The following is a 24,575-nucleotide window of genomic DNA, read 5'->3' on the forward strand; positions in this document are numbered from 1 at the left end:
GGGGCAGCGCCCCTGGGAACGGTGGAAGGGCGGGTAGGGGACCTCCGCCCCGCGCAGCGGCACCCGTCCGCGCCGCGACCACGCGCGGCTAGCGCTGTTGGCAGGTGGGGCACCAGAAGAGGTTGCGGGCGGCGAGGTCGGCGGTGCGGATCTCGCCCCCGCAGATGTGGCAGGGCATGTTCGCCCTCCGGTAGACGTACACCTCGCCGCCGTGGTCGTCCACCCTCGGCGGGCGCCCCATCGCCTCGGGGAGGTGCTCGTCGCGGACGGTGTCGATCCGGTTCCTGCGCATGCCCTCCCGCATCAGCGCCGCCAGGTCGGCCCACATCGCGTCCCATTCGGCGCGGGTGAGGTCGCGGCCGAGCCGGTAGGGGTCGATGCCGTGCCGGAAGAGGACTTCGGCGCGGTAGACGTTGCCGACGCCCGCGACGACCTTCTGGTCCATCAGCAGGGCGGCGACCGTGGTCCGGCTGCGGGAGATCCGGGTCCAGGCTCGGCCGGGGTCGTCGGCGGGGCGCAGCGGGTCGGGGCCGAGGCGGTCGTGTATCGCCTTCTTCTCACCCTCGCCGATCAGCGCGCAGGCGGTGGGGCCGCGCAGGTCGGCGTAGTGGTCCTCGTTCAGCAGGCGCAGCCGGACGGTGTCGGTGGCCGGCGGGGCCGGGGCGGGGCCGAAGCCGAGCTTGCCGAAGAGGCCGAGGTGGATGTGGATCCAGGCGTCGCCCAGCTCCAGGAAGAGGTGTTTGCCGTGCGCCTCGGCGCTCTCCAGTTCGCGCCCGTCGAGCAGGGCCGCGCTCTCGGCGAAGCGGCCCTGGGGGCTGCTCACCCGTACCGGGCGGGCGGCGAAGCGCTCGGTGTGGTCCTGGGCGAGGCGGTGGATCGTATGCCCCTCGGGCACGGCGGCGCTCCTCGATGCGAACGGGCGTGCCGCCGGACGGGGGCGTCCGGCGGCACGGGTGTCCTACTGGTCCTGCGGGTGGTGGGCCGGGATCGGGGGCAGCTCGCCGGTGGTCTCGTACGCGGAGAGCATGTCGATGCGGCGCGTGTGGCGCTCCTCGTCGGAGTACGGGGTCGCCAGGAAGGCCTCGATGAAGCTGGTGGCGTCCTCCTGGCTGTGCATGCGGCCGCCGACGGAGATGACGTTGGCGTTGTTGTGCTCGCGGCCGAGCTTCGCGGTCTCCACGCTCCAGGCGAGGATGGCGCGGACGCCCTTGACCTTGTTGGCGGCGATCTGCTCGCCGTTGCCGGAGCCGCCGATCACGATGCCGAGGCTGTCGGCGTCCGCGGCGGTCTTCTCCGCGGCGCGGAGGCAGAACGGCGGGTAGTCGTCGACGGCGTCGTAGATGTGGGGCCCGCAGTCGACGGGCTCGTGGCCGTTGTTCTTGAGCCAGTCCACGAGGTGGTTCTTGAGCTCAAAGCCTGCATGGTCGGATCCGAGATACACGCGCATGGGTCGAGTGTGGCATGCGCGGCCTCCGACGACCGCGGAGGGGTGTCGCATAAATCACTTCTAAACCTCAAGTAAACCCAAAGAACGCAGACGGGAGGGGTCGGGACCTTGGTCCCGCACTGGGGGCCTTAGGTAACTATCGGAAGAAGGTCTTCCGTACTGGCCGGAAATCGGGTTTGAATGCCGGAACTCTCCACCCGAGAACCTAAGGATTCGTCCATGAGCACGACGACGACCCTTCAGAAGGCAGGCGGCCCCGGCGAACCCGGTTCCACCCAGCCCTCCGACGGTCTCAAGGCCGGTCTCAAGAACCGCCACCTTTCCATGATCGCCATCGGCGGTGTCATCGGCGCCGGCCTCTTCGTCGGCTCCGGCGGCGGCATCGCCAAGGCCGGCCCCGCCATCCTGATCTCGTACGCCCTCGTCGGCGCGATGGTCGTCTTCGTGATGCGGATGCTGGGCGAGATGGCCGCCGCGAGCCCGAACTCCGGCTCCTTCTCCGCCTACGCCGACCGCGCGCTGGGCCGCTGGGCCGGCTTCTCGATCGGCTGGCTGTACTGGTTCTTCTGGGTCGTCGTCCTGGCCGTCGAGGCCACCGCCGGCGCCGTCATCCTCGAAAGCTGGATCCCGGCCGTCCCGCAGTGGGCCTGGTCCCTGATCGTGATGGCCGTCCTGACCGCCACCAACCTCGGCTCGGTCGCCTCCTACGGCGAGTTCGAGTTCTGGTTCGCGGGCATCAAGGTCGTCGCCATCGGCGCCTTCGTGGTCGTCGGCATGCTCGCCGTCTTCGGCGTCCTGCCCGGCTCCGACAACCCGGGTGCCGGCTTCGCGCACCTCACCGACACCGGCGGGTTCATGCCCAACGGCTGGGGCTCGGTCCTCACCGGTGTGCTGATGGTCGTCTTCTCCTTCATGGGCAGCGAGATCGTCACCCTGGCCGCCGGCGAGTCCGAGGACCCGCGCCGCGCCGTCACCAAGGCCACCAACTCGGTCATCTGGCGCATCGGCGTCTTCTACCTGGGCTCGATCTTCGTCGTCCTGACCCTGCTGCCGTGGAACGACAAGTCGATCGTCGACAAGGGCTCCTACGTCGCGGCCCTCGACTCCATCGGCATCCCGGCCGCCGGCCAGATCATGAACGTGATCGTCCTGACCGCCGTGCTGTCCTGCCTGAACTCGGGCCTCTACACCGCCTCCCGCATGGCGTTCTCGCTGGGCGAGCGCGGTGACGCGCCCAAGTCCTTCGCGAAGGTCAACAAGCGGGGCGTGCCGATGGCGGCCATCCTGGGCTCCACGGTCTTCGGCTTCGTCGCCGTGATCTTCAACTACACCAACCCGGACACCGTCTTCAGCTTCCTGCTGAACTCCTCCGGTGCGATCGCGCTCTTCGTCTGGCTGGTCATCTGCCTGACCCAGCTGCGCATGCGCAAGATCCTCGTCGCCGAGGCGCCGGAGAAGCTGACGGTGAAGATGTGGCTCTTCCCGTACCTGACCTGGGCCACCGCCGCGATGATCACCTTCGTCCTGGGCTACATGCTCTACGACGACGGCAACCGGGAGACGGTGCTGTACTCCCTGCTCGTCGCCGCCCTCGTGATCGGGATCGGCGTGGTGCGCAACGCGCGCCGCAAGGGCGAGGTCGCGGTCGAGGTCGCGGCCGGTGCCGCGGTCGACGGCTCGGTCGACGCCTCCTGACCGGCCCCCGCATACGACAGCAGCCCCGGACCGCCCGCTCGCGGTCCGGGGCTGCTGTACGAACGGGGGCGTCAGCCGCGTCGGCCGGCCAGCTTCCAGGCGGCCGGGAGCGCGCCCATGGCCAGCGCCGCCTTGAGGGCGTCGCCGATCAGGAACGGGGTCAGGCCCGCCGCGACGGCCGCGCCGAGCGACATGCCGGTGGCGGCCATCAGGTAGGGCACGCCCACCGCGTAGATCACGGCCGAGCCCAGCACCATCGTGCCCGCGGTACGCAGCACCGAGCGGTCGGCGCCGCGCCGCGCGAGGGCGCCGACGAGGGTGGCGGCCAGCAGCATGCCGAGCACGTAGCCGAAGGAGGCCCCGGCCGCGCCGGAGGTGCCGTCCGCGAACCACGGCGCGCCGGCCATGCCCGCCAGGGTGTACAGCGCCAGCGACAGGAAGCCCCGGCGGGCGCCGAAGGCCGTGCCGACGAGCAGGGCGGCGAAGGTCTGGCCGGTGACCGGGACGGGCGAGCCGGGGACGGGTACGGAGAGCTGCGCGGCCAGGCCGGTGAGCGCGGCTCCGCCGACGACGAGGACGGCGTCCCTGACGCGGCTCGCGGGCAGCAGGTCGGCGAGGACGGCGCCGGGCCGGAAGGAGACGGAAGCGGTGCTCATCGAAGGCTCCGGGAGGTGGGTGATCGGTCGGGACACCGCGACGTTAGCCGTCGCCGCACGGCCGCCCCCACCGCCGACCGGGACAAAGCCATACTGTCCGGTTTGGTGGAGACTGCACAAAGGTGCTGCCTTACACCTGAGTTGAAGTGATCCCGATCACGGGCCACGTTCGACGACACATCCTTTTTGCTCCCGGGGGTCCGCTCCAGCGAGACTGTAGGTTCCCGCCAATCCCCCCGGATACCCTGCGTCGCTTGTCTACCGAGAGTACGAATCTGCTCATGCGCGAAGATCTGTCCGTCACCGGGAGCGAGCTGCCCCCGGAACCCCTGAGCCACAGCCTCAAGCAGCGGCACCTGACCATGCTGGGCCTCGGCGGCGTGATCGGCGCCGGCCTGTTCGTCGGCTCCGGCGCCGGCATCGGGATCGCCGGCCCCGCGATCATCTGCTCGTACCTGCTGGCCGGCGTGCTCGCCATGCTGGTGATGCGGATGCTCGGCGAGATGTCCGCCGCGATGCCCGCCTCCGGATCCTTCTCCGTGTACGCGGAGAAGGCCCTCGGGCGCTGGGCCGGCTTCTCGGCCGGCTGGCTGTACTGGTTCCTGCTGGTGGTGGTGCTCGCCGTGGAGGCGACCGGCGCCGCGAACATCGCCCACGGCTGGGTGCCCGCGGTCGACCAGTGGCTGTGGGTGCTGATCTTCATGGTGGTCTTCACCCTCAGCAACCTGGCCGCCGTCCGGAACTTCGGCGAGTTCGAGTTCTGGTTCGCCGCCCTCAAGGTCGGCGCGATCGTGCTGTTCCTGATCCTGGGCACCCTGGCGGTCTTCGGCCTGCTCCCCGACACCGAGCCGGTGGGGATGGCCAACCTGACCGGGCAGGGCGGCTTCTTCCCGGCCGGGATCGGCGGGGTCATCGCCGGCATGCTCGCGGTGGTCTTCGCCTTCGGCGGCCTGGAGGTCGTCACCATCGCGGCCGCCGAGTCGGACGACCCGGCCAAGTCCGTGTCGCGCGCGGTGCGCAGCGCGGTGTGGCGCATCCTCTTCTTCTACGTCGGCTCGATGCTGGTCATCGTGAGCCTGCTGCCGTGGGACTCGCTGGAGCCGGGCGAGAGCCCGTACGTGGCCGTCCTGGACTCCATCGGGATCCCGGCGGCCGGTCAGATCATGAACATCGTGGTGTTCGTGGCGCTGCTGTCGGCGCTGAACGCCAACCTGTACGGCTCCTCGCGCATGGTGTTCTCGCTGGCCGAGCGGGGCGAGGCGCCGAAGTCGCTGCTGAAGGTGTCGGGCAGCGGGGTGCCGACGCGGGCGGTGCTCGCCTCGGTGGCGTTCGGCTTCGTGTCGGTGGTGCTGAACCTGCTGTGGCCGGACACGGTATTCCTCTACATGCTCAACGCGGTCGGCGCGGTGCTGCTGTTCGTGTGGGCGCTGATCGCGGTGTCGCAGCTGCGGCTGCGGCCGCGGCTGGAGCGGGACATGCCGGAGCGGCTGACGCTGCCGATGTGGGCGTTCCCGTACCTGACGTGGGCGGCGCTGGCGGGGATGGCGGCGGTGCTGGTGCTGATGCTGTTCGACGATTCGGCGCGGCCGCAGCTGCTGTGGTCCTCGGGTGCGGCGGCCGCCGTGCTGCTGGTGGCGTGGTACCGGGAGGTCCGGGACCGGCGGTCCTGACCGTCCGGCAATCGTGGCGCGGGCCCGGGACTTCGGTCCCGGGCCCGTTCCGCTTTCCGGGGCGGGCGGTCACGTCCGGTGAGAGCGGCGTCCGGATAATGGACGTACGACGTCCGATAAACGGACGATCGGCAGACTGGCCCCATGAGTCAGAGCACCACCACCGCACCTCCCGAGCAGCAGGCCCCCGCGCCCGCGAAGGCCGCCTCCCCGCTCGGCAACGGCCTCAAGCAGCGCCACCTCTCGATGATCGCCCTCGGCGGGGTCATCGGCGCCGGCCTCTTCGTCGGCTCCGGCGCCGGCATCGCGGCCGCCGGCCCCTCGATCGTGCTGGCGTACGCCGTGTCCGGGCTGCTCGTGATGTTCGTGATGCGGATGCTCGGCGAGATGTCGGCCGCCAACCCGGCCTCCGGTTCCTTCTCGGTGCACGCCGACCGGGCCATCGGGCCCTGGGCCGGCTTCACGGCGGGCTGGATGTTCTGGACCCTGCTGGTGGTGGGCGTCGCCATCGAGGCGATCGGCGCGGCGCACATCCTGGCGGGCTGGTTCCCCGGTACCCCGTCGTGGATGTGGGTGCTGGTGCTGATGGTGGTCTTCACCGTCGCCAACCTGGGCGCGGTCGCGCGCTTCGGCGAGTTCGAGTTCTGGTTCGCCGCCCTCAAGATCGGCGCCATCGCGCTCTTCCTGGGCCTGGGCGTGCTCGCCGTCCTCGGCCTGCTGCCCGGCACCTCCTCCCCCGGCGCCGGCAACCTGCTGCACGACGGCGGCTTCCTGCCCAACGGTGTCGACGGCCTGCTCGTCGGCCTGCTCGCCTCGGTCGTCGCGTACGGCGGCCTGGAGACGGTGACCATCGCGGCCGCCGAGTCCGAGGACCCGGTCAGGGGCGTGGCCAAGGCCGTGAGGACGACCATGTGGCGGATCGCGATCGTCTACGTCGGCTCGATGCTGGTGATCGTCACCCTGCTGCCCTGGAACGACCCGGCCGTCACCGAGCACGGCCCGTACGCGGCCACCCTGGACCGCCTGGGCATCCCGGCCGCCGGCCAGATCATGAACGTGGTGATCCTGATCGCCCTGCTGTCCGCGATGAACGCCAACATCTACGGCTCCTCGCGCATGGCCTACTCCCTGGTCGCCCGGGGCCAGGGCCCGAAGGCGCTGGGCAAGGTCTCGGGCGGGGTGCCGCGCCGCGCGGTGCTGGCCTCCGCGGGCTTCGGGTTCGTCACCGTCCTGCTGTCCTACTGGTACCCGGACACCCTGTTCGCCTGGCTGCTGAACATGGTCGGCGGGGTCATCCTCGTCGTCTGGGGCTTCATCGCCGTCTCCCAGTTCGTGCTGCGCCGACGCCTGGAGCGGGAGGCCCCCGAGAAGCTGGTCGTGAAAATGTGGGGCTTCCCGTACCTGACCTGGGTGGCACTGGCGGGCGTCGCCGGCGTACTGGTGCTGATGGCCCTGGGCGAGGACACCCGGACGCAGGTGGTCTTCACCGGCGGGCTGACGGCGGCCCTGGCGGCGACCGGGTACGCGATGCAGCGCCGGGCGGCGCGCGGCTGACGGCCCGACAGCCCTTCCTCAAGAGGCGGATCCCGTGTGCGACGCGGGGTCCGCCTCTCTTCGTACAGAGGTGACCCTTACGTGTGAGCCGGAATAGATGCTGCTAGCGTGCAGTTGCGCATTGATTGCAATAAGCAGTTGGCACGCCGAGGGGACCGGATACACGCATGGCCATCTACACACTTCCTGAGCTTCCGTACGACTACGCGGCCCTGGAGCCGGTGATCAACCCGCAGATCATCGAGCTGCACCACGACAAGCACCACGCGGCCTACGTCACGGGCGCCAACACCACGCTGGAGCAGCTGGAGGAGGCGCGCGACAAGGAGAACTGGGGCGCCCTCAACGGCCTGGAGAAGAACCTCGCGTTCCACCTCTCCGGCCACATCCTGCACAGCATCTACTGGAACAACATGGCCAGCCCGAAGACCGGCGAGGGCGGCGGCGAGCCGACCGCGGCCGACGGCGTCGGCGACCTGGCGGACGCGATCACCGAGTCCTTCGGCTCGTTCGCCAAGTTCAAGAAGCAGCTGACCTTCGCGTCCTCCGCGACGCAGGGCTCCGGCTGGGGCGTCCTCGCGTACGAGCCCGTCAGCGGCCGGCTCGTCGTCGAGCAGGTCTACGACCACCAGGGCAACGTGGGCGTCGCCAGCACGCCGATCCTGGTCTTCGACGCCTGGGAGCACGCCTTCTACCTCCAGTACAAGAACCAGAAGGTCGACTTCATCGAGGCCATGTGGAACGTCGTCAACTGGCAGGACGTGGCCAAGCGCTACGCCGACGCCAAGGCGAACACCCCGCTGCTGATCCCCGTCAAGGGCTGATCGCACCCCGCAGGACCCGCCCGCCTCGTGATCGTCTTCTCAACCTTCGCGTGCGGGCGTGCTGAACGGAAGACCCCCGTGAGGACGTGACTCACGGGGTCTTCTGTGTCCACGGGGCCGGACTACTCGAAGGACGGACCCTGGGTACGGGTGCGCTTGATCTCGTAGAAGCCGGGGGTCGAGGCGACCAGCAGGGTGCCGTCCCACAGGCGGGCGGCGGCCTCGCCGCGCGGGGTGGGCGTGACCACCGGGCCGAAGAAGGCCACCTCGTCGCCGTCGGCGCCGGGCACGGAGATCACCGGGGTGCCGACCTCCTGGCCGACGCGCTCGATGCCGTCGTTGTGGGAGTCGCGCAGGACCTGGTCGTACTCGTCGGAGTCGGCGTAGGCGAGCAGCTCGGCCGGCAGGCCGACCTCGGCCAGGGCGTCGGCGATGACCTCGCGGGTCGCGCCGCGGTCCTCATTGTGGATCTTGGTGCCGAGGGCGGTGTACAGCTTGCCGGTGACCTCGTCGCCGAACTTCTGCTGGGCGGCGACGACCACGCGCACCGGGGCCCAGCCCTTGGGGCCGAGCAGCTCGCGGTAGCGCTCCGGCAGCTCGTCGAGCTTGTTCTCGTTGAGCACGGCGAGGCTCATCACGTGCCAGCGGACTTCCACGTCGCGGACCTTCTCGACCTCCAGCATCCAGCGGGACGTCATCCAGGCCCAGGGGCAGAGCGGGTCGAACCAGAAGTCGACCGGCGTCTTCTCGCGCACCTGGGTGTCGGTCATGGCTCTCCTCAAGTCACATAAGGCGTCACGGGTCATGTTCCTATCCGCCAACCAGGCCGGGATCGCCCGCATTCCCCGTGGGAGGATTTCAGCGAAGACCGCGATCACGCACGAAGGAGTGCAACGTGCCCGGAGAGAACCTGTCCCGCGACGAGGCCCGTGAGCGGGCCGAACTGCTGTCCGTCGACGGGTACGAGGTGGTCCTCGACCTGAGGTCCGCGGTGGACGAGGCCGAACCGGCCGAGGGCCCCCGCACCTTCCGCTCGGTGACCACCGTGCGCTTCCGGGCCGCCGTCCCCGGCGCGTCCTCCTTCGCCGACCTGCTCGCCCCCTCCGTGAACTCCGTCACCCTGAACGGGCGCGCGCTGGACCCGGCCGCGGTCTTCGACGGCGCGCGGATCGCGCTGGAGGGCCTGGACTCCGAGAACGTGCTGGTCGTCGACGCGAACTGCGCCTACAGCCGGACCGGCGAGGGCATGCACCGCTTCGTGGACCCGGAGGACGGCGAGGTCTACCTCTACACCCAGTACGAGCCGGCGGACGCCCGCCGCGTGTACGCCAACTTCGAGCAGCCCGACCTGAAGGCGCCCTACCGCTTCGAGGTGACCGCGCCCGAGGGCTGGCAGGTGTGGAGCAACGGCGTGGAGGAGTCCCGCGAGGGGCAGACCCGGCGCTTCGCCGAGACCGCGCCCATCTCCACGTACATCACCTGTGTGGTGGCGGGTCCGTACCACTACGTCACGGACACCTACACGCGCGGGGACCTGACCATCCCGCTGGGCGCGATGTGCCGCAAGGGGCTGGCGAAGCACTTCGACGCCGATGACGTGTTCCTCGTCACCAAGCAGGGCTTCGACCTCTTCCACGAGATCTTCGACTACCCGTACCCCTTCGGGAAGTACGACCAGGCCTTCGTGCCCGAGTACAACCTGGGCGCCATGGAGAACCCGGGGATGGTCACCTTCCGCGAGGAGTACATCTTCCGCGGGAAGGTGACGCAGGCCTCCTACGAGCGGCGCGCGAACGTCATCCTGCACGAGATGGCGCACATGTGGTTCGGCGACCTGGTCACCATGAAGTGGTGGGACGACCTGTGGTTGAAGGAGTCCTTCGCGGACTTCATGGGCTCCTTCGGACTCGTCGAGGCCACCCGCTTCGACCAGGCCTGGGTCACCTTCGCCAACAGCCGCAAGGCGTGGGCGTACCGCGCCGACCAGCTCCCGTCCACGCACCCGATCACGGCCGACATCCGTGACCTGGAGGACGCGAAGCTGAACTTCGACGGCATCACGTACGCCAAGGGCGCCGCGGTGCTCAAGCAGCTCGTCGCGTACGTGGGCCGGGAGGCGTTCCTGGACGGCGCGCGGCGCTACTTCAAGGCGCACGCGTACGGGAACACCACCCTGGACGACCTGCTGTCGGTGCTCGGGGAGGTCTCCGGGCGGGACATGGCGCAGTGGTCGCGGGCCTGGCTCCAGACGGCCGGCGTGAACGCGCTGACGCCGGCGGTGACCTCCGACGCGGCCGGGCGGCTGACGGAGCTGGCGGTGGTCCAGGAGGGCGAGCAGCAGCGCCCGCACCGGATCGCGGTGGGCCTGTACCGGCTGGAGGCCGACGGGTCGCTGGCTCGCTACGCGCGGGCCGAGGCGGACGTGGCAGGCGCCCGGACGGTGCTCGCCGAGCTGGCCGGGCTGGAGCGGCCGGACCTGGTCCTGGTCAACGACGAGGACCTCACGTACTGCAAGATCCGCTTCGACGAGGCCTCGCTGGCCACGCTGCGCGGGCACCTGGGCGACCTGACGGACCCGCTCGCCCGGGCGCTGTGCTGGTCGGCGCTGTGGAACCTGACGCGGGACGCGCTCATGCCCGCGCGGGACTTCGTCTCGCTGGTCCTGGCGCACGCGGGCCGGGAGACCGACGTCGGCGTGCTCCAGCAGCTGCACGCGCAGGCGCTGAGCGCGGTGACCCACTACACGCCGGCGCAGCGGCGCGAGCAGATCGGCCGGGACCTGGCGGCGGGCGCGCTGCACGAGCTGCGGCTGGCCGAGCCGGGGTCCGAGCACCAGCTGACCTGGGCCCGGTTCTTCGCGGCGAGCGCGGCGACGGAGGGTGACTTCCAGCTGCTGCTGGGCCTGCTGGACGGCACCGCGCGGATCGACGGGCTGGAGGTCGACCAGGAGCTGCGCTGGGACTTCCTGCTTCCGCTGGTGGCGCACGGCGCCCTGGACGAGGCGGCGGTGGAGGCCGAGCTGACCCGGGACGACACGGCTTCGGGCAAGCGGCACCAGGTGCGGTGCCTGGCCGCCCGTCCGTCGGCGGCGGTCAAGGACCAGGCGTGGGCGGCGGTGGTGGAGTCGGACGCGCTGTCGAACGCGCTGGTGGAGGCCACCATCTCCGGGATGCAGCAGGGCTCGCAGCGCGAGCTGCTGGCCGGCTACACCGGGCGCTACTTCGAGGTGATCGAGCGGGTCTGGGCGCAGCGCTCGATCCAGATCGGCATCGACGTGGTGAAGGGGCTCTACCCGATGCTCCAGGACGCGCAGGCCACGGTCGACGCCACCGACGCCTGGCTCGCCGCCCGTCCGGACGCGGCCCCCGCGCTGCGCCGGCTGGTGCTGGAGTCCCGCGACGACCTGGCCCGCGCGCTGCGCGGCCAGGCCTGCGACGCGGCCGCGGGCTGACCCCCGTACGGCAGGGTGCGGGCTGACCCCCGCACCCTGCCGGCGCCGGCTACGGGGGAAACGCTCGCCCCGTAGCGCATTCGGCGGTACCTGTGAGTTCATAGGGTGATCGGAGGGCGAGGCCCCTTTCGGCACTCGAACGCCCGTACTTTAGCCCCGGCTTGTCCGGATTTGTCGACGGGCGTGTAACAGGGGTTAGCAAGGCCATGGCCTGAGGGAATCACCGCGTCATGAACCAGAACGCACCCCTCCCCCTCGCCCACCTCACCGCCAGCCGCCCCCGCGTGCTGACCCTCGCGCAGCTGCGCGAGCACGGCGTCAGCGCCTCCGAGGCCGCCGGGCGGCCCTGGCAGCAGGTGCTGCCCGGGGTGTTCCTGCTCCACTCCGGCCCCGCGACCAGCGAGGAGCGGCTGCACGCCGCCCTGCTGTACGCCGGCCGGCGCGGCAGCGGCGAGGTCATGATCACCGGGCTGGCCGCCCTCGCGCTCTACCGGTTCTCCGCCACCCCCGCCCTGCTCGCCCTCTCCCACATCGACGTGCTGGTGCCGAACACCCGCCGCCTGCGCTCCACCGGCGACGTCCGCATCGTCCGCGCCCACACCCCGCCCCGCCCCGTGGAGGTGACCGGCCTGCCGGTGGCCCCGGTGGCGCGGGCCGTCGCCGACGCCGTCGGACAGGTCTCCGACGCCGGCACGGTGCGCCGCATCCTCAGCGAGGCCGTGCGCGGCGGGCACTGCGAACCGGCCGCCGTCGTGCGGGAGCTGACGGTGGCCCGGCTGCTGAACCGGCCGCACGTCGTCGACGCCGTCGAGTCCCTCCTCGCCGAGGGCAGGGCCATCGCGGAGGACCGGCTGTACCAGCTCGTACGCGGCTACGAGCTCCCCGAGCCCGTCTGGAACGTCGACCTGCGGCTGCCCGGCGGCCCGCACCTGGGCGGGGTCGACGCGTACTGGCCCGAGCAGGCCGTCGCCATCGAGATCGACACCCGGGCTCCCCGCCAGGGCGAGGACGAGGACTGGTCGGAGGCGGTCCGCAAGCGGGAGACCCTGGAGCGCCTCGGGGTGACCGTCCTGTACCTGACGCCCCGCAAGCTGCGCGACTGGCCCGAGCAGCAGGCGGCGGTCGTCCGGACCGCCCTGACGGCGTCCGGCGACCGCGAGCCCGCCGCCTACCTGGTCGTACTGCCCCGGTGAGGCGGGTTGGCCGGGGAGTACTCCGGGGTGCTCCAGCGCAGCCGCCCCGGATGCAGGCTCTCCACCACCGCCTCCACCCGGAAGCGCACCGCCCGGCTCCCGCCGGGGCCGTACTCGGTCCGGGCCCGCCCGCTCAGCTGGAGCAGCCCACCGCCCTCCCAGTCGGGGAAGAGCAGCCCGGCCCGCTCGTCGGCGGCCAGGTTGCCCAGGGTCAGGAACATCGCGTTGCCCGCGTAGTCCGGCCAGAGCAGCTCCGTCGGCGAGAGCACCTCCACGAAGCCGGGCATCCCGCCCCGGTGGCTCGCGTCGGCCCCGTCCGCCTCGGCGGTGGTGGCGACGAAGAAGGTGTCGGCGGCGCGGACGGCCCGCTCCTGGCCGGGGGTGAGCGCGTCCCCGCGCCGCACCACACCGGGCCCGTCGGCCACCAGCTCCAGCGGCTCCCGCTTCTGCAGGTACTTGGGGCAGTTGGAGAACACCTGCTCGGCCGCCACCGCGAAACCGCCGGGCGCCACGGCCAGGGTCGTCCCGTTCAGCCGCATCCGGCGCCGGGTGCGCGGGTCGAGGGAGATCGTGCCGACCCGCGTGCCGGCGGTGGCCAGCGCCCCGGCCAGCGGGTCGCCCTCCGGAAGGCCCCCCGAGACCCGTATGCGGTCCGGCCCGGTGGCCCGTACGAAACCGGGCGCGCCGGTGAGCAGCGAGGCCCACAGCCGGCCCGCTCCCTCGGCGGCGCCGACGACGAGGTGGGGCTGCTGGGCGAGGAAGGCCGCCGCGACGTCGCGGATGTCCGCGCCGATGGAGCGGCCGACGTGCTCGGCGAGCTCGCGTACGCCGACCCGTTCCTGCACGGCCAGCGAGCCCTGGTGGTACCGGCCCATGATGTCCCCCAGTCCTTGAGTTCCTAGAAGAAGCCGCAGGTCGGAGCAGCCGCCGTGGGGACGGGAGCGCCCTGCGCGCCGGTGGGCACGGAGATCTCCAGACGGGTGCCGTCCGGGTCGTGGAAGAAGATCCCGCCGGAGGCCGCGCCCTCGCGGTGGGCGACGACGCCCTCGTAGGCGAACTCGACGCCGAGGCCGCGCAGCCGCTCCTCGTACGCCCGGACCTCCTCGATCGCGCCCGCCGAGAACGCGAGGTGGTGCAGTCCGGCCGCCTGCGGCCGGTAGGGGCCCTCCGCCTGCTGCCAGAGGGTCAGGACGAGCTCGCCGTCCCGGCCCAGGAACGCGAACCTGCGGCCCTCCTCCTTGCCCTCGCCCAGCAGCGCGAAGCCGAGGGCGTCGCGGTAGAAGGCGAGCGAGCGGTCCAGATCGGTGACGTTGAGGCCGATGTGGCCGGTGCGGAGCGTGCCGGTGGTGGCGGTCGACATGAGGGTTCCCTTCCCCGAGGTCCGAGAGTTTCTAACCTTCTAAGTCGAGATTAAGGGTTAGGACGAAGCCCGTCAACCGGTCACGTACCCTTAAGGGGTTAGCGGCGCGAGGAGGCGGACATGACGGCGGCGACCACGGACCCACGTCCGCTGACGGGAGAGCCCGTCTCCCTGGACCTGCTGAACACGCGCTGGATGCTGGACGGCGAGATCGCCGACCTCTTCGCGGGGGCCTCCGGGCTGAGCCGGCTGGAGGGACTGGCCCTCTGGCTGGAGGGCGTCGGCCTGGCCGGCCGCTTCCGCGCCGACAAGTCGACCCTGGTCCACCTGCTGACCGCGCGCGAGGCCATCGCCCGCGCGGTCGCGGACCCGGCCGACGAGGGCGCGCGCTCCCTGGTGGACTCCGTGCTGGAGCACGGCCGGATCCGGGCCACCCTCACCGCCGAAGGCCCCGGCGAGCGCGCCGAGTTCGCCGACCCCTCCTGGGGCCCGGCCTGGACGGCGGCCCGCGACTACCTCGGCCTGCTGGCCACCGCGCCCGACCGGATCCGCAAGTGCGCCTCGGAGACCTGCGTCCTGCACTTCCACGACACCTCGCGCAACGGCACGCGGCGCTGGTGCTCCATGGCCGTCTGCGGCAACCGCGCCAAGGCCTCGCGGCACTACGCGCGCACGCGCGAGCGCTGAACGGTCGGAATCTGTCACACCGCTCGTGAGACGGAAGGCCGATCCTTCCCCGTAAGACAGTCGGAAAGTCGATAAATCAACTCACCGGGCACTGCAACTCGCCCCGGCTTGCCCCGGCATGTCCTCTCTGGCGGACACTCCGCACTGACGGGAACCCGCCATGTCAGGTCTCGGTCAATGACAACACTCCCCAAACAGCAGTCACTTAGGCAAAGCTGACCGGTCATCCGGCACCGAATTCCGGACCGTATCTTTCACTTAGCCAGGGATGCTGATGACCCTCGACTCCCCCAGCTCCACCACCGGGGCCATACCCGGCACCAGGCGCGCGGCCCGCGTCGCGGCGGCCGCGGGCCTGGTGGCCGCCCTCTGCGCCACCGGCGCCGTCCCCGCCTTCGCGGCGGGCTCCGGCGACGACCCGTGGGTGACCTCTCCGGTCAAGTCCGCGGACCAGAAGCTCGGTTCGGCCGACGCCGAACTGCTCCAGGAGGCCAAGGCCAAGGGTGACGCGACCGTCACCGTCATGGTCGCGACCGCCCCCGGCCAGACCAAGCAGGTCGCCGACCAGCTGGACGCCGTCCAGGGCGCCTCGATCGGCCAGACGTACGACAAGCTCGGCTACGTACGCGCCACCCTGCCGACCGACAAGGCGGATGCCGCGCTCAAGGCGGCCGCCAAGCTGGAGTCCGTGCACGGCATGGACCTGCGGCACGAGATCCGGCTGCCGGACCCGCGCCCCGAGGCGAGCAAGGACGGTTCGGCCAAGAAGACCGCCGCCGAGTCCTACCCGGCGCCGGACAAGAACACCCCGGCCAAGAACCCGTACAACCCCTCGTTCGAGACCGGCTCGGTGGACTTCGTCAAGAAGAACCCGCAGGCCGACGGCCGCGGCGTGACCATCGGCATCATGGACTCGGGCGTCGACGTCAGCCACCCCGCGCTGCAGAAGACCACCACCGGCGAGCGCAAGATCGTCGACTGGGTGACCGCGACCGACCCGATCACGGACAACGACGGGACCTGGCGCGCCCAGATCACCCCGGTCACCGCCGCGGGCGGCGCCTTCACCGCCGGCGGCCAGAGCTGGAAGGCCCCCGAGGGCAGCTTCCAGTGGAGCCGCTTCAGCGAGTCGATCACCGCCAACGGCGACATGAAGGGCGACGTCAACCGGGACGGGGACACCACCGACCGGTTCGGCATGCTCTACGACCCGGCCGCCGGCACCGTCCGCGTCGACACCGACCAGGACGCCGACTTCACCAACAACGAGCCGATGAAGCCGTACAAGGACGGCTTCCAGATCGGTTACTTCGGCAAGGACGACCCGGCGACCGAGGTGGCGGAGCGGATCCCGTTCACCATCGAGATCCGCAAGGACGTCCCGATGGACCCGCTCGGCGGCGACTGGGTCGGCAAGAAGGCCGACTTCGTCAACATCGGCATCATCGAGTCCGAGCACGGCACGCACGTCGCGGGCATCACCTCCGCCAACGGCCTGTTCGGCGGCCAGATGAACGGCCAGGCGCCGGGCGCGAAGCTCGTCTCCTCCCGCGCCTGCTCCTGGTCCGGCGGCTGCACCAACGTCGCGCTGACCGAGGGCATGATCGACCTCGTCGTCAACCGCGGCGTCGACATCGTCAACATGTCGATCGGCGGCCTGCCGGCGCTCAACGACGGCAACAACGCCCGCTCCGAGCTCTACAAGAACCTCATCGACACCTACGGTGTCCAGCTCGTCATCTCGGCGGGCAACGAGGGTCCGGGCGTCAACACCATCGGCGACCCCGGCCTCGCCGACAAGGTCATCTCCGTGGGTGCCGCGGTCTCCAAGGAGACCTGGGCCGCCAACTACGGCTCCGGCGTGACCAAGAAGTACAACATGTTCCCCTTCTCCTCGCGCGGTCCGCGTGAGGACGGCGGGTTCACGCCGACCATCACCGCCCCCGGCGCGGCCATCAACACCATCCAGACCTGGCTGCCCGGCGCGCCCGTGAAGGAGTCCGGCTACAACCTCCCGGCCGGCTACGGCATGCTCCAGGGCACCTCGATGTCCTCGCCGCAGGCCGCGGGCGCCAGCGCCCTGCTGATCTCGGCCGCCAAGCAGGCGAAGATCGCCCTGCCCCCGGCCAACCTGCGCGTGGCGCTGACCAGCACCGCCAAGAAGATCGACGACGTTCCGGCCCACGCACAGGGCGCCGGTCTCATCGACATCCCCAAGGCGTGGGAGTCCATCCAGCGCGGCGCCAAGGCCAACGAGTTCACGGTCAAGGCCCCCGTCGACACCGCGCTCGACCAGTTCCTGAAGAGCCCGGGCTTCGGCACCGGCCTCTACGACCGCGAGGGCGGCCTGAAGGTCGGCCAGAAGAAGGTCTACGACGTCGTCGTCACCCGCACCACCGGCGTCAAGTACGGCACCCGGCACAACATCGGCTGGCGCAACAACGACGGCACCTTCAAGGTCGTCGGCGGTGGCGGCTACGACTACGTCACCCTGCCGCTGAACAAGCCCGTCACCATCAAGGTCGAGGCCAACGTCAAGTCGGCCGGCGTCCACAGCGGCATCCTGCAGCTCGACGACCCCACCACCGAGGGCGTCGACAAGCAGATCCTGGCCACGGTCGTCGCCTCCACCCCGCTGGCGAAGCCGTCCTTCACGCTGTCGGACAAGTCCACCGTGCAGCGCAACAGCCACAAGTCGTACTTCGTGACCGTCCCGCAGGGCGCCAAGACCCTCGAGGTCGCCCTCGGCGGGCTCGCGGCGGGCAGCCAGACGCGCTTCATCTCGATCCACCCGTACGGCACGGGCGTCGAGGACAGCGCGACCACCCAGTGCTACCCGAACTACGACAACCCGGCCAACCAGTGCCGCCCCGACCTGCGCTCGTACGAGAACCCGCAGCCGGGCGTCTGGGAGATCGAGGTCGAGTCGCGCCGCACGTCGCCGCTGCTCGACAACCCGTTCAAGCTGGACGTCTCCGTCCTCGGCGCGGGCTTCGACCCGGCCGTCAAGGTCCTGCCCGAGGTCAAGCAGGGCACCCCGGCGCCGGTCCAGTGGACCGTGAAGAACGACGCCGCCGCCATCTCCGGCGGCAAGCTGCGGGGCGGCCCGCTCGGCTCCGCGAAGGTCGACAAGCCGACCATCGCCGCCGGCGAGACCAAGACCACCGAGGTCACCGTCGGTGAGGGCGCCGCCCGCCTCGACGTGGCGATCAACAAGCCCTCGGACACCGCCGCCGACCTCGACCTGGAGGTCTACAAGGACGGCGTCAAGGTCGGCTCCTCCGCCGACGGCGACTCCGACGAGTCCGTCAGCCTGGTCAAGCCCGCCGCCGGCACCTACACCATCAAGGTGATCGGCTACGCGGTCCCGGCCGGCACCACCACGTACGACTACCGCGACGTGTTCTTCTCCGCCGCCCTGGGCTCCGTCCAGGTCGACGAGGCCGCCGCGGTCAACCTCGCCACCGGCGCCTCCGCGCAGGTCTCGGCGAACGTCCTGGTGACGGGCGCGGCCCCCGAGGGCCGTCAGTTCTTCGGCCAGGTCCAGCTGCTCAACGCCCGCGGCACCGCCGCCGGCACCGGCAGCGTGCAGATCGACAAGGTCATCCCGTAACGGCGTGACCCGCTGAACGCGTGAACGCATGACGGAGGGGCGGTGCTCGACCGAGCACCGCCCCTCCTGTGTTCCCCCGTCGCGCCGGCTACTTGCCCAGCGTGCGCAGGGACTCCGCGTACGTGCCGACCGCGTGGGCGATGACGTCCAGGTTGGTGTCGAACGCCTTGAGGTCGATGTTCTTCAGGTTGTCGCCCGCCCCGTGGTAGTTCGGGTCGTACGCCGCCCCGGCCGTGCCGCCGTAGCGCTTGGCCTGCTCGGCGGTCTTGATGCCCTCGGCACCGGTGAAGGTGCCGCCCGCCGGGATGCCGTTCTCGATGAACGGGCCGTAGTCGGAGCGGCCGTCGAAGTCACTGCCCTCGTGCGGCTTGCCCTTCTTGTCCAGGAAGCCGTTGATCAGCGCCTCGATCTGCGCCGAGCCCGCCGGGCCGGCGCCCGCGCCGGTCTTGTCCGAGTCGTCGCCGTCGTAGACGAACTGGGCCGGGTTCGGGGAGGCGATCATGTCGAAGTTCAGGTAGAGCGCGATGTCCTTCTTCTGCTTCTCGGACAGCTGCGCCACGTAGTGCTCGGAGCCCAGCAAGCCCAGCTCCTCCGCCGACCACCAGGCGAAGCGCACCTTGTTGGCGGGCCCCTTGTTCTTCTTGTTGGCGCCCTCGTCGGCGAGCTTGAGGGCCACCTCCAGGAGGCCGGCCGAGCCGGAGCCGTTGTCGTTGATGCCGGGGCCCTCGGGGACCGAGTCCAGGTGCGAGCCGACCGTCACCACGCGGTCCGCGCGGCCGCCGCGCGTCTCGGCGATCACGTTGCGGGTGGTCTTCTTCACGTGCTCCTGGTCCAGGTCCAGGCGCACCTTCACCTCGCCCTTCGCCGCGGCCGCGGCCAGCGCCTCGCCGTCGGCCAGGGTGATGCCCGCGCTCGGGATGACCCCCTCGGCAGGGGAGGAGAACCCGCCGCGGACCGGGGTGGTGCCGCTGTGGTTGTAGACGATCACGCCGACCGCGCCCGCCGCCGCAGCGGCCCGCTGCTTCTCCACGAAGGTGCACGCGCCCCGCTTGACCAGCGCGATCTTCCCGGTGAAAGTGCCGGAGGCGTAGTCGTCGGCGGTGCAGCCCGGGGTCTCGTCGACCCGGGCGAGGGCGAGCGGGGCGGCCAGGCCGCCGGCCGGGGTGGACTTGGTGAAGGTGAAGGCCGCGGTGGCCAGCTCGCGCGGCTGGTCGCCGAGGACGGTGGTCCTCTCCGTCTTCGTGTGCGCCTCGTAGATGTCGAAGTCCTGGTACGAGACGTCGTACCCGGCCTTCTTCAGGGTGTCGTGGACGTACGCGGCCGAGGCGGCGTGGCCGGGGGTGCCCGCCGCCCGGTTGCCGCCGTTGGCGTCCGCGATCTGCTGGAACTTCGCCAGGTGGCGGTAGGCCCCGCGCGCGGTGACCTCCTCCACCAGCTCCTGGGCCAGCCTGCCCTCGCGCGGGTGGGCGCTGGCCGGGGTGGCCGCCAGCAGGACGGGAGCGGCGACGGCGGCCGCCGCGAGGGCGGCGAGGGCCGGTATGGACCGGCGGCGGCGGTGGATGTTCGACATGGTGCTGTCCCCCCGGGGTGCGGGTGTATCGGCTTCTGGTGCGCCGCGTCCGGATAACGATCACGGCTGAACGGAAGCTAACCGCCCCTGAACAGGCAAAACGGACTTTCGGCGGCGGTGAAACAGGGCCGTCACGTACTCGTCACCCCGGTTCACGAACCCGACACTGTCCGCACCTCGGACAATGGATTGGACAAGCCTCGTGGGGTCGAACGCATGATGGCTTCACGCGCGCCCGCGTCCACGTATTTGAAGGAGTCACCGTGAGGGTCGGAATCGTCGGAGCCACCGGACAGGTCGGCGGAGTCATGCGCGGCATCCTCGCCGAGCGGAAGTTCCCGGTGGACGAGCTGCGGCTGTTCGCCTCGGCCCGTTCCGCCGGCTCCACCATCGACTGGCAGGGCCAGGAGATCACCATCGAGGACGCCTCCACGGCCGACTACTCCGGCCTGGACATCGTGCTCTTCTCCGCGGGCGGCGCCACCTCCAAGGCCCTCGCCGAGAAGGTCGCCGCCCAGGGCGCCGTCGTGATCGACAACTCCTCCGCGTGGCGCAAGGACCCCGAGGTCCCCCTCGTGGTCTCCGAGGTCAACCCGCACGCGATCAAGAACCGCCCCAAGGGCATCATCGCGAACCCGAACTGCACCACCATGGCCGCCATGCCCGTGCTGCGCCCGCTGCACGAGGAGGCGGGGCTCACCGCCCTGATCGCCACCACCTACCAGGCCGTCTCCGGCTCCGGCCTGGCCGGCGTCGCCGAGCTCGACGGCCAGGTCAAGGCCGTGGCCGCCGACGCGACCAAGCTGGTCCACGACGGCGAGGCCGTCGAGTTCCCCGAGCCGGGCGTCTACAAGCGCTCCATCGCCTTCAACGTGCTGCCGCTGGCCGGCGCCATCGTCGACGACGGCTCCTTCGAGACCGACGAGGAGCAGAAGCTCCGCAACGAGTCCCGCAAGATCCTTGAGATCCCGGAGCTCAAGGTCTCCGGCACCTGCGTGCGCGTCCCCGTCTTCTCCGGCCACTCGCTCCAGGTCAACGCCCGCTTCGAGCGCCCGATCAGCGTCGAGCGCGCCTACGAGCTGCTGAAGGACGCCCCCGGCGTCGAGCTGTCCGAGATCCCGACCCCCCTCCAGGCCGCCGGCAAGGACGCCTCGTACGTGGGCCGCATCCGCGTGGACGAGACCGTCGACAACGGCCTCGCCCTGTTCCTCTCCAACGACAACCTCCGCAAGGGCGCCGCGCTGAACGCCGTCCAGATCGCGGAGCTGGTCGCGGAGGAGCTGCGCGGCTGACGCCACCGGTTCGACGGGAGGGGCGGTGCCGGTACGGCGCCGCCCCTCCGGCGTGTCAGGGCCGGCGGACCTCGAAGAGGAAGCAGCCGAACTCGGCCGCGCGGACGTGGACGAGGGCGGTGAGCGGGTCGGCGAAGGCCTCCGCCAGGGCCTGGTCGACGGCCTGGTGGCCGGCTTCGTCGCCGGCTTCGTCGCCCGCCTCGGGCAGGGTGAGGACGCGGCCTCCGAGGATGCGGCCGCCCGCGTCGTAGCGGCGGACCGTGCGCAGGGCCCCCGCGTTCGCGAAGGGGTGGCCGGACCCGGCGGCCGGTCCGGGGCATGCGGCGCCGTGTACGAAGACCGGGCCCTGCTCGTCGTACGCGCCCGGGTCGGCTCCCGTGGCCGCCGCCCAGCGGCGCAGCGGGGCGTAGGAGACGAGGGCGATCAGCTCCCCGGGCCGACTGCGGCGCAGGCAGCAGCGCAGCGGCGCGCCGCCCTCGGGGTCCTCGTACGGCACGCAGGGACGCCCGGCGTCGTCCCGCGCCCGCAGGGCGGTCAGGGTGGCGGGCGGGATGGGGAGGGCCGTGTGCGTCGTCGTGGTCATGGGTCCAGGGTGCGCGGGCGGCCCGGCCGGGTCTGGCGGAAATCGGACCTCGCGTTCGGCGGTAGGTGTTCGCCTCTGGATTAGTCCCGCCCGGCGGCCCGGCCCGCGTGGAAGGATGGCGGGGCAACGTCACCATCAAAGGAGATGAACGCGTGCCTGGCACGAATCTCACCCGTGAAGAGGCTCAGCAGCGGGCGAAGCTGCTCACCGTCGACTCGTACGAGATCGAACTCGATCTCAGCGGCGCGCAGGAGGGCGGCACCTACCCGTCCGTGACCACCGTGCGCTTCCAGTCGGCCGAGGCAGGCGCCGGGACCTTCATCGACCTGGTCGCGCCGGCCGTCCACGAGGTCGTCCTGAACGGCAAGTCGCTGGACGTGGCCGCCGTCTTCCGCGACTCGCGGATCGCCCTGGACCACCTCGCCGCCGGGGCCAACGAGCTCCGTGTCGTCGCGGACTGCGCCTACACCAACACCGGCGAGGGCCTGCACCGCTTCGTCGACCCGGTCGACCAGCAGGCGTACCTGTACACCCAGTTCGAGGTGCCGGACGCGCGGCGCGTCTTCGCCAGCTTCGAGCAGCCCGACCTGAAGGCGACGTTCCAGTTCACCGTGACGGCCCCCGAGGGCTGGACGGTCATCTCGAACTCCCCGACGCCCGAGCCCAAGGACCGGGTGTGGGCCTTCGAGCCCACCCCGCGCATCTCCTCGTACATCACCGCCCTGATCGTCGGCCCGTACCACGCGGTGCACAGCTCGTACGAGGGCCCGGACGGGCAGTCCGTGCCGCTCGGCATCTACTGCCGCCCCTCGCTCGCCGAGTTCCTCGACGCCGACGCGATCTTCGACGTCACGCGGCAGGGCTTCGACTGGTTCCAGGAGAAGTTCGCCTACGACTACCCCTTCGCGAAGTACGACCAGCTCTTCGTGCCGGAGTTCAACGCGGGCGCGATGGAGAACGCCGGCGCGGTCACCATCCGCGACCAGTACGTCTTCCGCTCGAAGGTGACGGACGCGGCGTACGAGGTGCGCGCCGAGACCATCCTCCACGAGCTCGCCCACATGTGGTTCGGCGACCTCGTCACCATGGAGTGGTGGAACGACCTGTGGCTGAACGAGTCGTTCGCCACCTACACCTCGATCGCCTGCCAGGCCTACGCCGAGGGCTCGAAGTGGCCGCACGCCTGGACCACGTTCGCGAACTCCATGAAGACCTGGGCGTACCGGCAGGACCAGCTGCCGTCCACGCACCCGATCATGGCCGACATCCGCGACCTGGACGACGTCCTGGTCAACTTCGACGGCATCACGTACGCCAAGGGCGCCTCGGTGCTCAAGCAGCTCGTCGCGTACGTGGGCATGGACGCCTTCTTCAAGGGCGTGCAGGCCTACTTCAAGGCGCACGCCTTCGGCAACACGCGCCTGTCGGACCTGCTGGGCGCCCTGGAGGAGACCTCCGGCCGCGACCTCACCGCCTGGTCGAAGGCATGGCTGGAGACGGCCGGCATCAACGTGCTGCGCCCCGAGATCGAGACGGACGCGGACGGGGTCGTCACCGCGTTCGCCGTCCGGCAGGAGGCCCCGGCGCTGCCGGCGGGCGCCAAGGGCGAGCCGGTGCTGCGGCCGCACCGCATCGCGGTCGGCCTGTACGACCTGGAGGGCGGCAAGCTGGTCCGCAAGGACCGGATCGAGCTGGACATCGACGGCGAGCTGACGGCCGTGCCGGAGCTGGCGGGGCGCGCCCGTCCGGCGGTCGTGCTGCTCAACGACGACGACCTGTCGTACGCGAAGGTGCGGCTGGACGAGGTCTCGCTGGCGAACGTCACGGCGCACCTCGGCGACTTCACCGAATCGCTGCCGCGGGCGCTGTGCTGGGCGTCGGCGTGGGACATGACGCGTGACGGCGAGCTGCCCACGCGCGACTACCTGTCGCTGGTGCTGTCGGGCATCGGCAAGGAGTCCGACATCGGCGTGGTGCAGTCCCTGCACCGCCAGGTGAAGCTGGCCGTCGACCTGTACGCCGACCCGGCGTGGCGGGACCAGGGCCTGGCCGTCTGGACCGAGGCCACGCTGGAGCACCTGCGCGGCGCCGAGCCGGGCAGCGACCACCAGCTGGCGTGGGCGCGCGCCTTCGCGGCGACGGCCCGTACCGAGGCGCAGCTGACCTACCTGGCGGCGCTGCTCGACGGCTCGGCCGAGGTCGAGGGCCTGGTCGTGGACACGGAGCTGCGGTGGGCGTTCCTGGAGCGCCTGGCGGCCACGGGTCGCGCCGACGAGGCGGCCATCGCGGCGGAGCTGGAGCGGGACGCGACGGCGGCCGGCGAGCGCCACGCGGCGACGGCGCGGGCCGCGCGCCCGACGGCCGAGGCCAAGGCGGAGGCCTGGGCCTCGGTGGTGGAGTCGTCCGACCTGCCGAACGCCGTGCAGGAGGCCGTGATCGGCGGCTTCGTCCAGACCGACCAGCGCGAACTGCTCGCGCCGTACGCGCAGAAGTACTTCGCGGTGGTCAAGGACATCTGGGAGAGCCGCAGCCACGAGATCGCGCAGCAGATCGCGGTGGGCCTGTACCCGTCCCTCCAGGTGTCGCAGGCGACCCTGGACGCGACGGACGCGTGGCTGGCCTCGGCCGAGCCGAACGCCGCCCTGCGCCGCCTGGTCTCGGAGTCCCGCGCGGGCGTCGAGCGCGCCCTGAAGGCCCAGGCAGCGGACGCGTCGGCAGCCTGACGGTCTGGGCCCCGGCCCCTGCCCCTGGTGGGGGCGGGGGCGGGGGCGGGGCGGTGTGTGCCCACCCGCCCCCTCGTCTGCGGGCCGGAGTCCGGGGGCGGTGTCCCCCGGACCGGTCTCAGGGAGGGGCGGGGGTTTCCCGGCAGTCCCATCGTCCTTCCGGATCTGTATGTATATATATGTATGTATATATATATATATATATATATATCTATATATGTATATATATATATATCGGTGTGTATCTATATATATAT

At 71.0% G+C, this 24,575-nt stretch carries 18 protein-coding genes; 10 read left to right on the top strand and 8 right to left on the bottom strand.

The window, feature by feature from the left end:
* Nucleotides 1–88: 88 nt before the first annotated feature.
* Both SSNG_RS11900 and SSNG_RS11905 read right to left on the bottom strand, forming a co-directional pair.
* On the bottom strand, nucleotides 89–895 hold the full coding sequence (locus tag SSNG_RS11900; RefSeq protein WP_007264070.1) for a DNA-formamidopyrimidine glycosylase family protein: 807 nt from the start codon (nucleotides 893–895) through the stop codon (nucleotides 89–91).
* Between the two features lie 63 nt (nucleotides 896–958).
* Nucleotides 959–1,447 carry a ribose-5-phosphate isomerase gene (locus SSNG_RS11905; protein ID WP_007264071.1) on the bottom strand — a complete coding sequence of 163 codons (489 nt, stop codon included), beginning with the start codon at nucleotides 1,445–1,447 and terminating at the stop codon, nucleotides 959–961.
* A gap of 219 nt (nucleotides 1,448–1,666) precedes the next feature.
* Between SSNG_RS11905 and SSNG_RS11910 the strand changes: the two genes are divergently transcribed.
* Nucleotides 1,667–3,142 carry an amino acid permease gene (locus tag SSNG_RS11910; protein WP_007264072.1) on the top strand — a complete coding sequence of 492 codons (1,476 nt, stop codon included), beginning with the start codon at nucleotides 1,667–1,669 and terminating at the stop codon, nucleotides 3,140–3,142.
* 71 nt (nucleotides 3,143–3,213) lie between these two features.
* Here the strand turns inward: SSNG_RS11910 and SSNG_RS11915 are convergent, their stop codons facing one another.
* On the bottom strand, nucleotides 3,214–3,798 hold the full coding sequence (locus SSNG_RS11915; RefSeq protein WP_042800894.1) for a biotin transporter BioY: 585 nt from the start codon (nucleotides 3,796–3,798) through the stop codon (nucleotides 3,214–3,216).
* 281 nt (nucleotides 3,799–4,079) lie between these two features.
* Here SSNG_RS11915 and SSNG_RS11920 point away from each other — a divergent pair, with 281 nt between their 5' ends.
* From SSNG_RS11920 to SSNG_RS11930, 3 genes are all read left to right on the top strand, one after another.
* Nucleotides 4,080–5,468, top strand: a complete 1,389-nt coding sequence (locus SSNG_RS11920; RefSeq protein WP_050779606.1) for an amino acid permease — start codon at nucleotides 4,080–4,082, stop codon at nucleotides 5,466–5,468.
* A 144-nt stretch (nucleotides 5,469–5,612) separates the two neighbouring features.
* Nucleotides 5,613–7,022 carry an amino acid permease gene (locus SSNG_RS11925; RefSeq protein ID WP_007264075.1) on the top strand — a complete coding sequence of 470 codons (1,410 nt, stop codon included), beginning with the start codon at nucleotides 5,613–5,615 and terminating at the stop codon, nucleotides 7,020–7,022.
* 167 nt (nucleotides 7,023–7,189) lie between these two features.
* Nucleotides 7,190–7,846, top strand: coding sequence for a superoxide dismutase (locus SSNG_RS11930; RefSeq protein ID WP_007264076.1), 657 nt, complete (start codon nucleotides 7,190–7,192; stop codon nucleotides 7,844–7,846).
* A 122-nt stretch (nucleotides 7,847–7,968) separates the two neighbouring features.
* Here the strand turns inward: SSNG_RS11930 and SSNG_RS11935 are convergent, their stop codons facing one another.
* On the bottom strand, nucleotides 7,969–8,616 hold the full coding sequence (locus tag SSNG_RS11935; RefSeq protein ID WP_007264077.1) for a DsbA family protein: 648 nt from the start codon (nucleotides 8,614–8,616) through the stop codon (nucleotides 7,969–7,971).
* A gap of 125 nt (nucleotides 8,617–8,741) precedes the next feature.
* Here SSNG_RS11935 and pepN (SSNG_RS11940) point away from each other — a divergent pair, with 125 nt between their 5' ends.
* Together pepN (SSNG_RS11940) and SSNG_RS11945 are read left to right on the top strand one after the other, a co-directional pair.
* Nucleotides 8,742–11,297 carry an aminopeptidase N gene (pepN, locus tag SSNG_RS11940; RefSeq protein WP_042800895.1) on the top strand — a complete coding sequence of 852 codons (2,556 nt, stop codon included), beginning with the start codon at nucleotides 8,742–8,744 and terminating at the stop codon, nucleotides 11,295–11,297.
* A 230-nt stretch (nucleotides 11,298–11,527) separates the two neighbouring features.
* Nucleotides 11,528–12,490: a hypothetical protein gene (locus SSNG_RS11945; RefSeq protein WP_007264079.1), complete on the top strand. Its 963-nt coding sequence runs from the start codon at nucleotides 11,528–11,530 to the stop codon at nucleotides 12,488–12,490.
* On the opposite strand, the gene SSNG_RS11950 is transcribed toward SSNG_RS11945, so the two are convergent.
* The gene (locus SSNG_RS11950; RefSeq protein ID WP_007264080.1) at nucleotides 12,466–13,365 is read right to left on the bottom strand and encodes a pyridoxamine 5'-phosphate oxidase family protein; all 900 of its coding nucleotides are present in this window, start codon (nucleotides 13,363–13,365) and stop codon (nucleotides 12,466–12,468) included. The two genes, SSNG_RS11945 and SSNG_RS11950, sit on opposite strands and share 25 nt — an antisense overlap.
* A gap of 23 nt (nucleotides 13,366–13,388) precedes the next feature.
* Nucleotides 13,389–13,850, bottom strand: a complete 462-nt coding sequence (locus SSNG_RS11955; protein WP_007264081.1) for a VOC family protein — start codon at nucleotides 13,848–13,850, stop codon at nucleotides 13,389–13,391.
* 120 nt (nucleotides 13,851–13,970) lie between these two features.
* Here SSNG_RS11955 and SSNG_RS11960 point away from each other — a divergent pair, with 120 nt between their 5' ends.
* A complete protein-coding gene (locus tag SSNG_RS11960; RefSeq protein ID WP_007264082.1) occupies nucleotides 13,971–14,537 on the top strand; it encodes a CGNR zinc finger domain-containing protein in 567 nt (188 codons plus the stop codon).
* 274 nt (nucleotides 14,538–14,811) lie between these two features.
* Nucleotides 14,812–18,150: a S8 family serine peptidase gene (locus SSNG_RS11965; RefSeq protein WP_007264083.1), complete on the top strand. Its 3,339-nt coding sequence runs from the start codon at nucleotides 14,812–14,814 to the stop codon at nucleotides 18,148–18,150.
* Nucleotides 18,151–18,238: 88 nt separating this feature from the next.
* On the opposite strand, the gene SSNG_RS11970 is transcribed toward SSNG_RS11965, so the two are convergent.
* Nucleotides 18,239–19,720 (bottom strand): M28 family metallopeptidase, encoded by a 1,482-nt coding sequence (locus tag SSNG_RS11970; protein ID WP_007264084.1) that lies wholly within the window; start codon nucleotides 19,718–19,720, stop codon nucleotides 18,239–18,241.
* A 263-nt stretch (nucleotides 19,721–19,983) separates the two neighbouring features.
* Here SSNG_RS11970 and SSNG_RS11975 point away from each other — a divergent pair, with 263 nt between their 5' ends.
* Nucleotides 19,984–21,012 (top strand): aspartate-semialdehyde dehydrogenase, encoded by a 1,029-nt coding sequence (locus tag SSNG_RS11975; protein ID WP_007264085.1) that lies wholly within the window; start codon nucleotides 19,984–19,986, stop codon nucleotides 21,010–21,012.
* A 55-nt stretch (nucleotides 21,013–21,067) separates the two neighbouring features.
* Here SSNG_RS11975 and SSNG_RS11980 read toward each other — a convergent pair whose 3' ends face one another.
* Nucleotides 21,068–21,595, bottom strand: a complete 528-nt coding sequence (locus SSNG_RS11980) for a DUF1203 domain-containing protein (protein ID WP_007264086.1) — start codon at nucleotides 21,593–21,595, stop codon at nucleotides 21,068–21,070.
* A gap of 152 nt (nucleotides 21,596–21,747) precedes the next feature.
* On the opposite strand from SSNG_RS11980, the gene pepN (SSNG_RS11985) reads away from it, so the two are divergent.
* The gene (gene pepN / locus SSNG_RS11985; protein ID WP_007264087.1) at nucleotides 21,748–24,318 is read left to right on the top strand and encodes an aminopeptidase N; all 2,571 of its coding nucleotides are present in this window, start codon (nucleotides 21,748–21,750) and stop codon (nucleotides 24,316–24,318) included.
* The last annotated feature ends 257 nt before the right edge of the window (nucleotides 24,319–24,575 follow it).

Source organism: Streptomyces sp. C, from assembly GCF_000158895.1.
In the GTDB taxonomy this organism is placed as follows: Bacteria; Actinomycetota; Actinomycetes; order Streptomycetales; family Streptomycetaceae; genus Streptomyces; species Streptomyces racemochromogenes.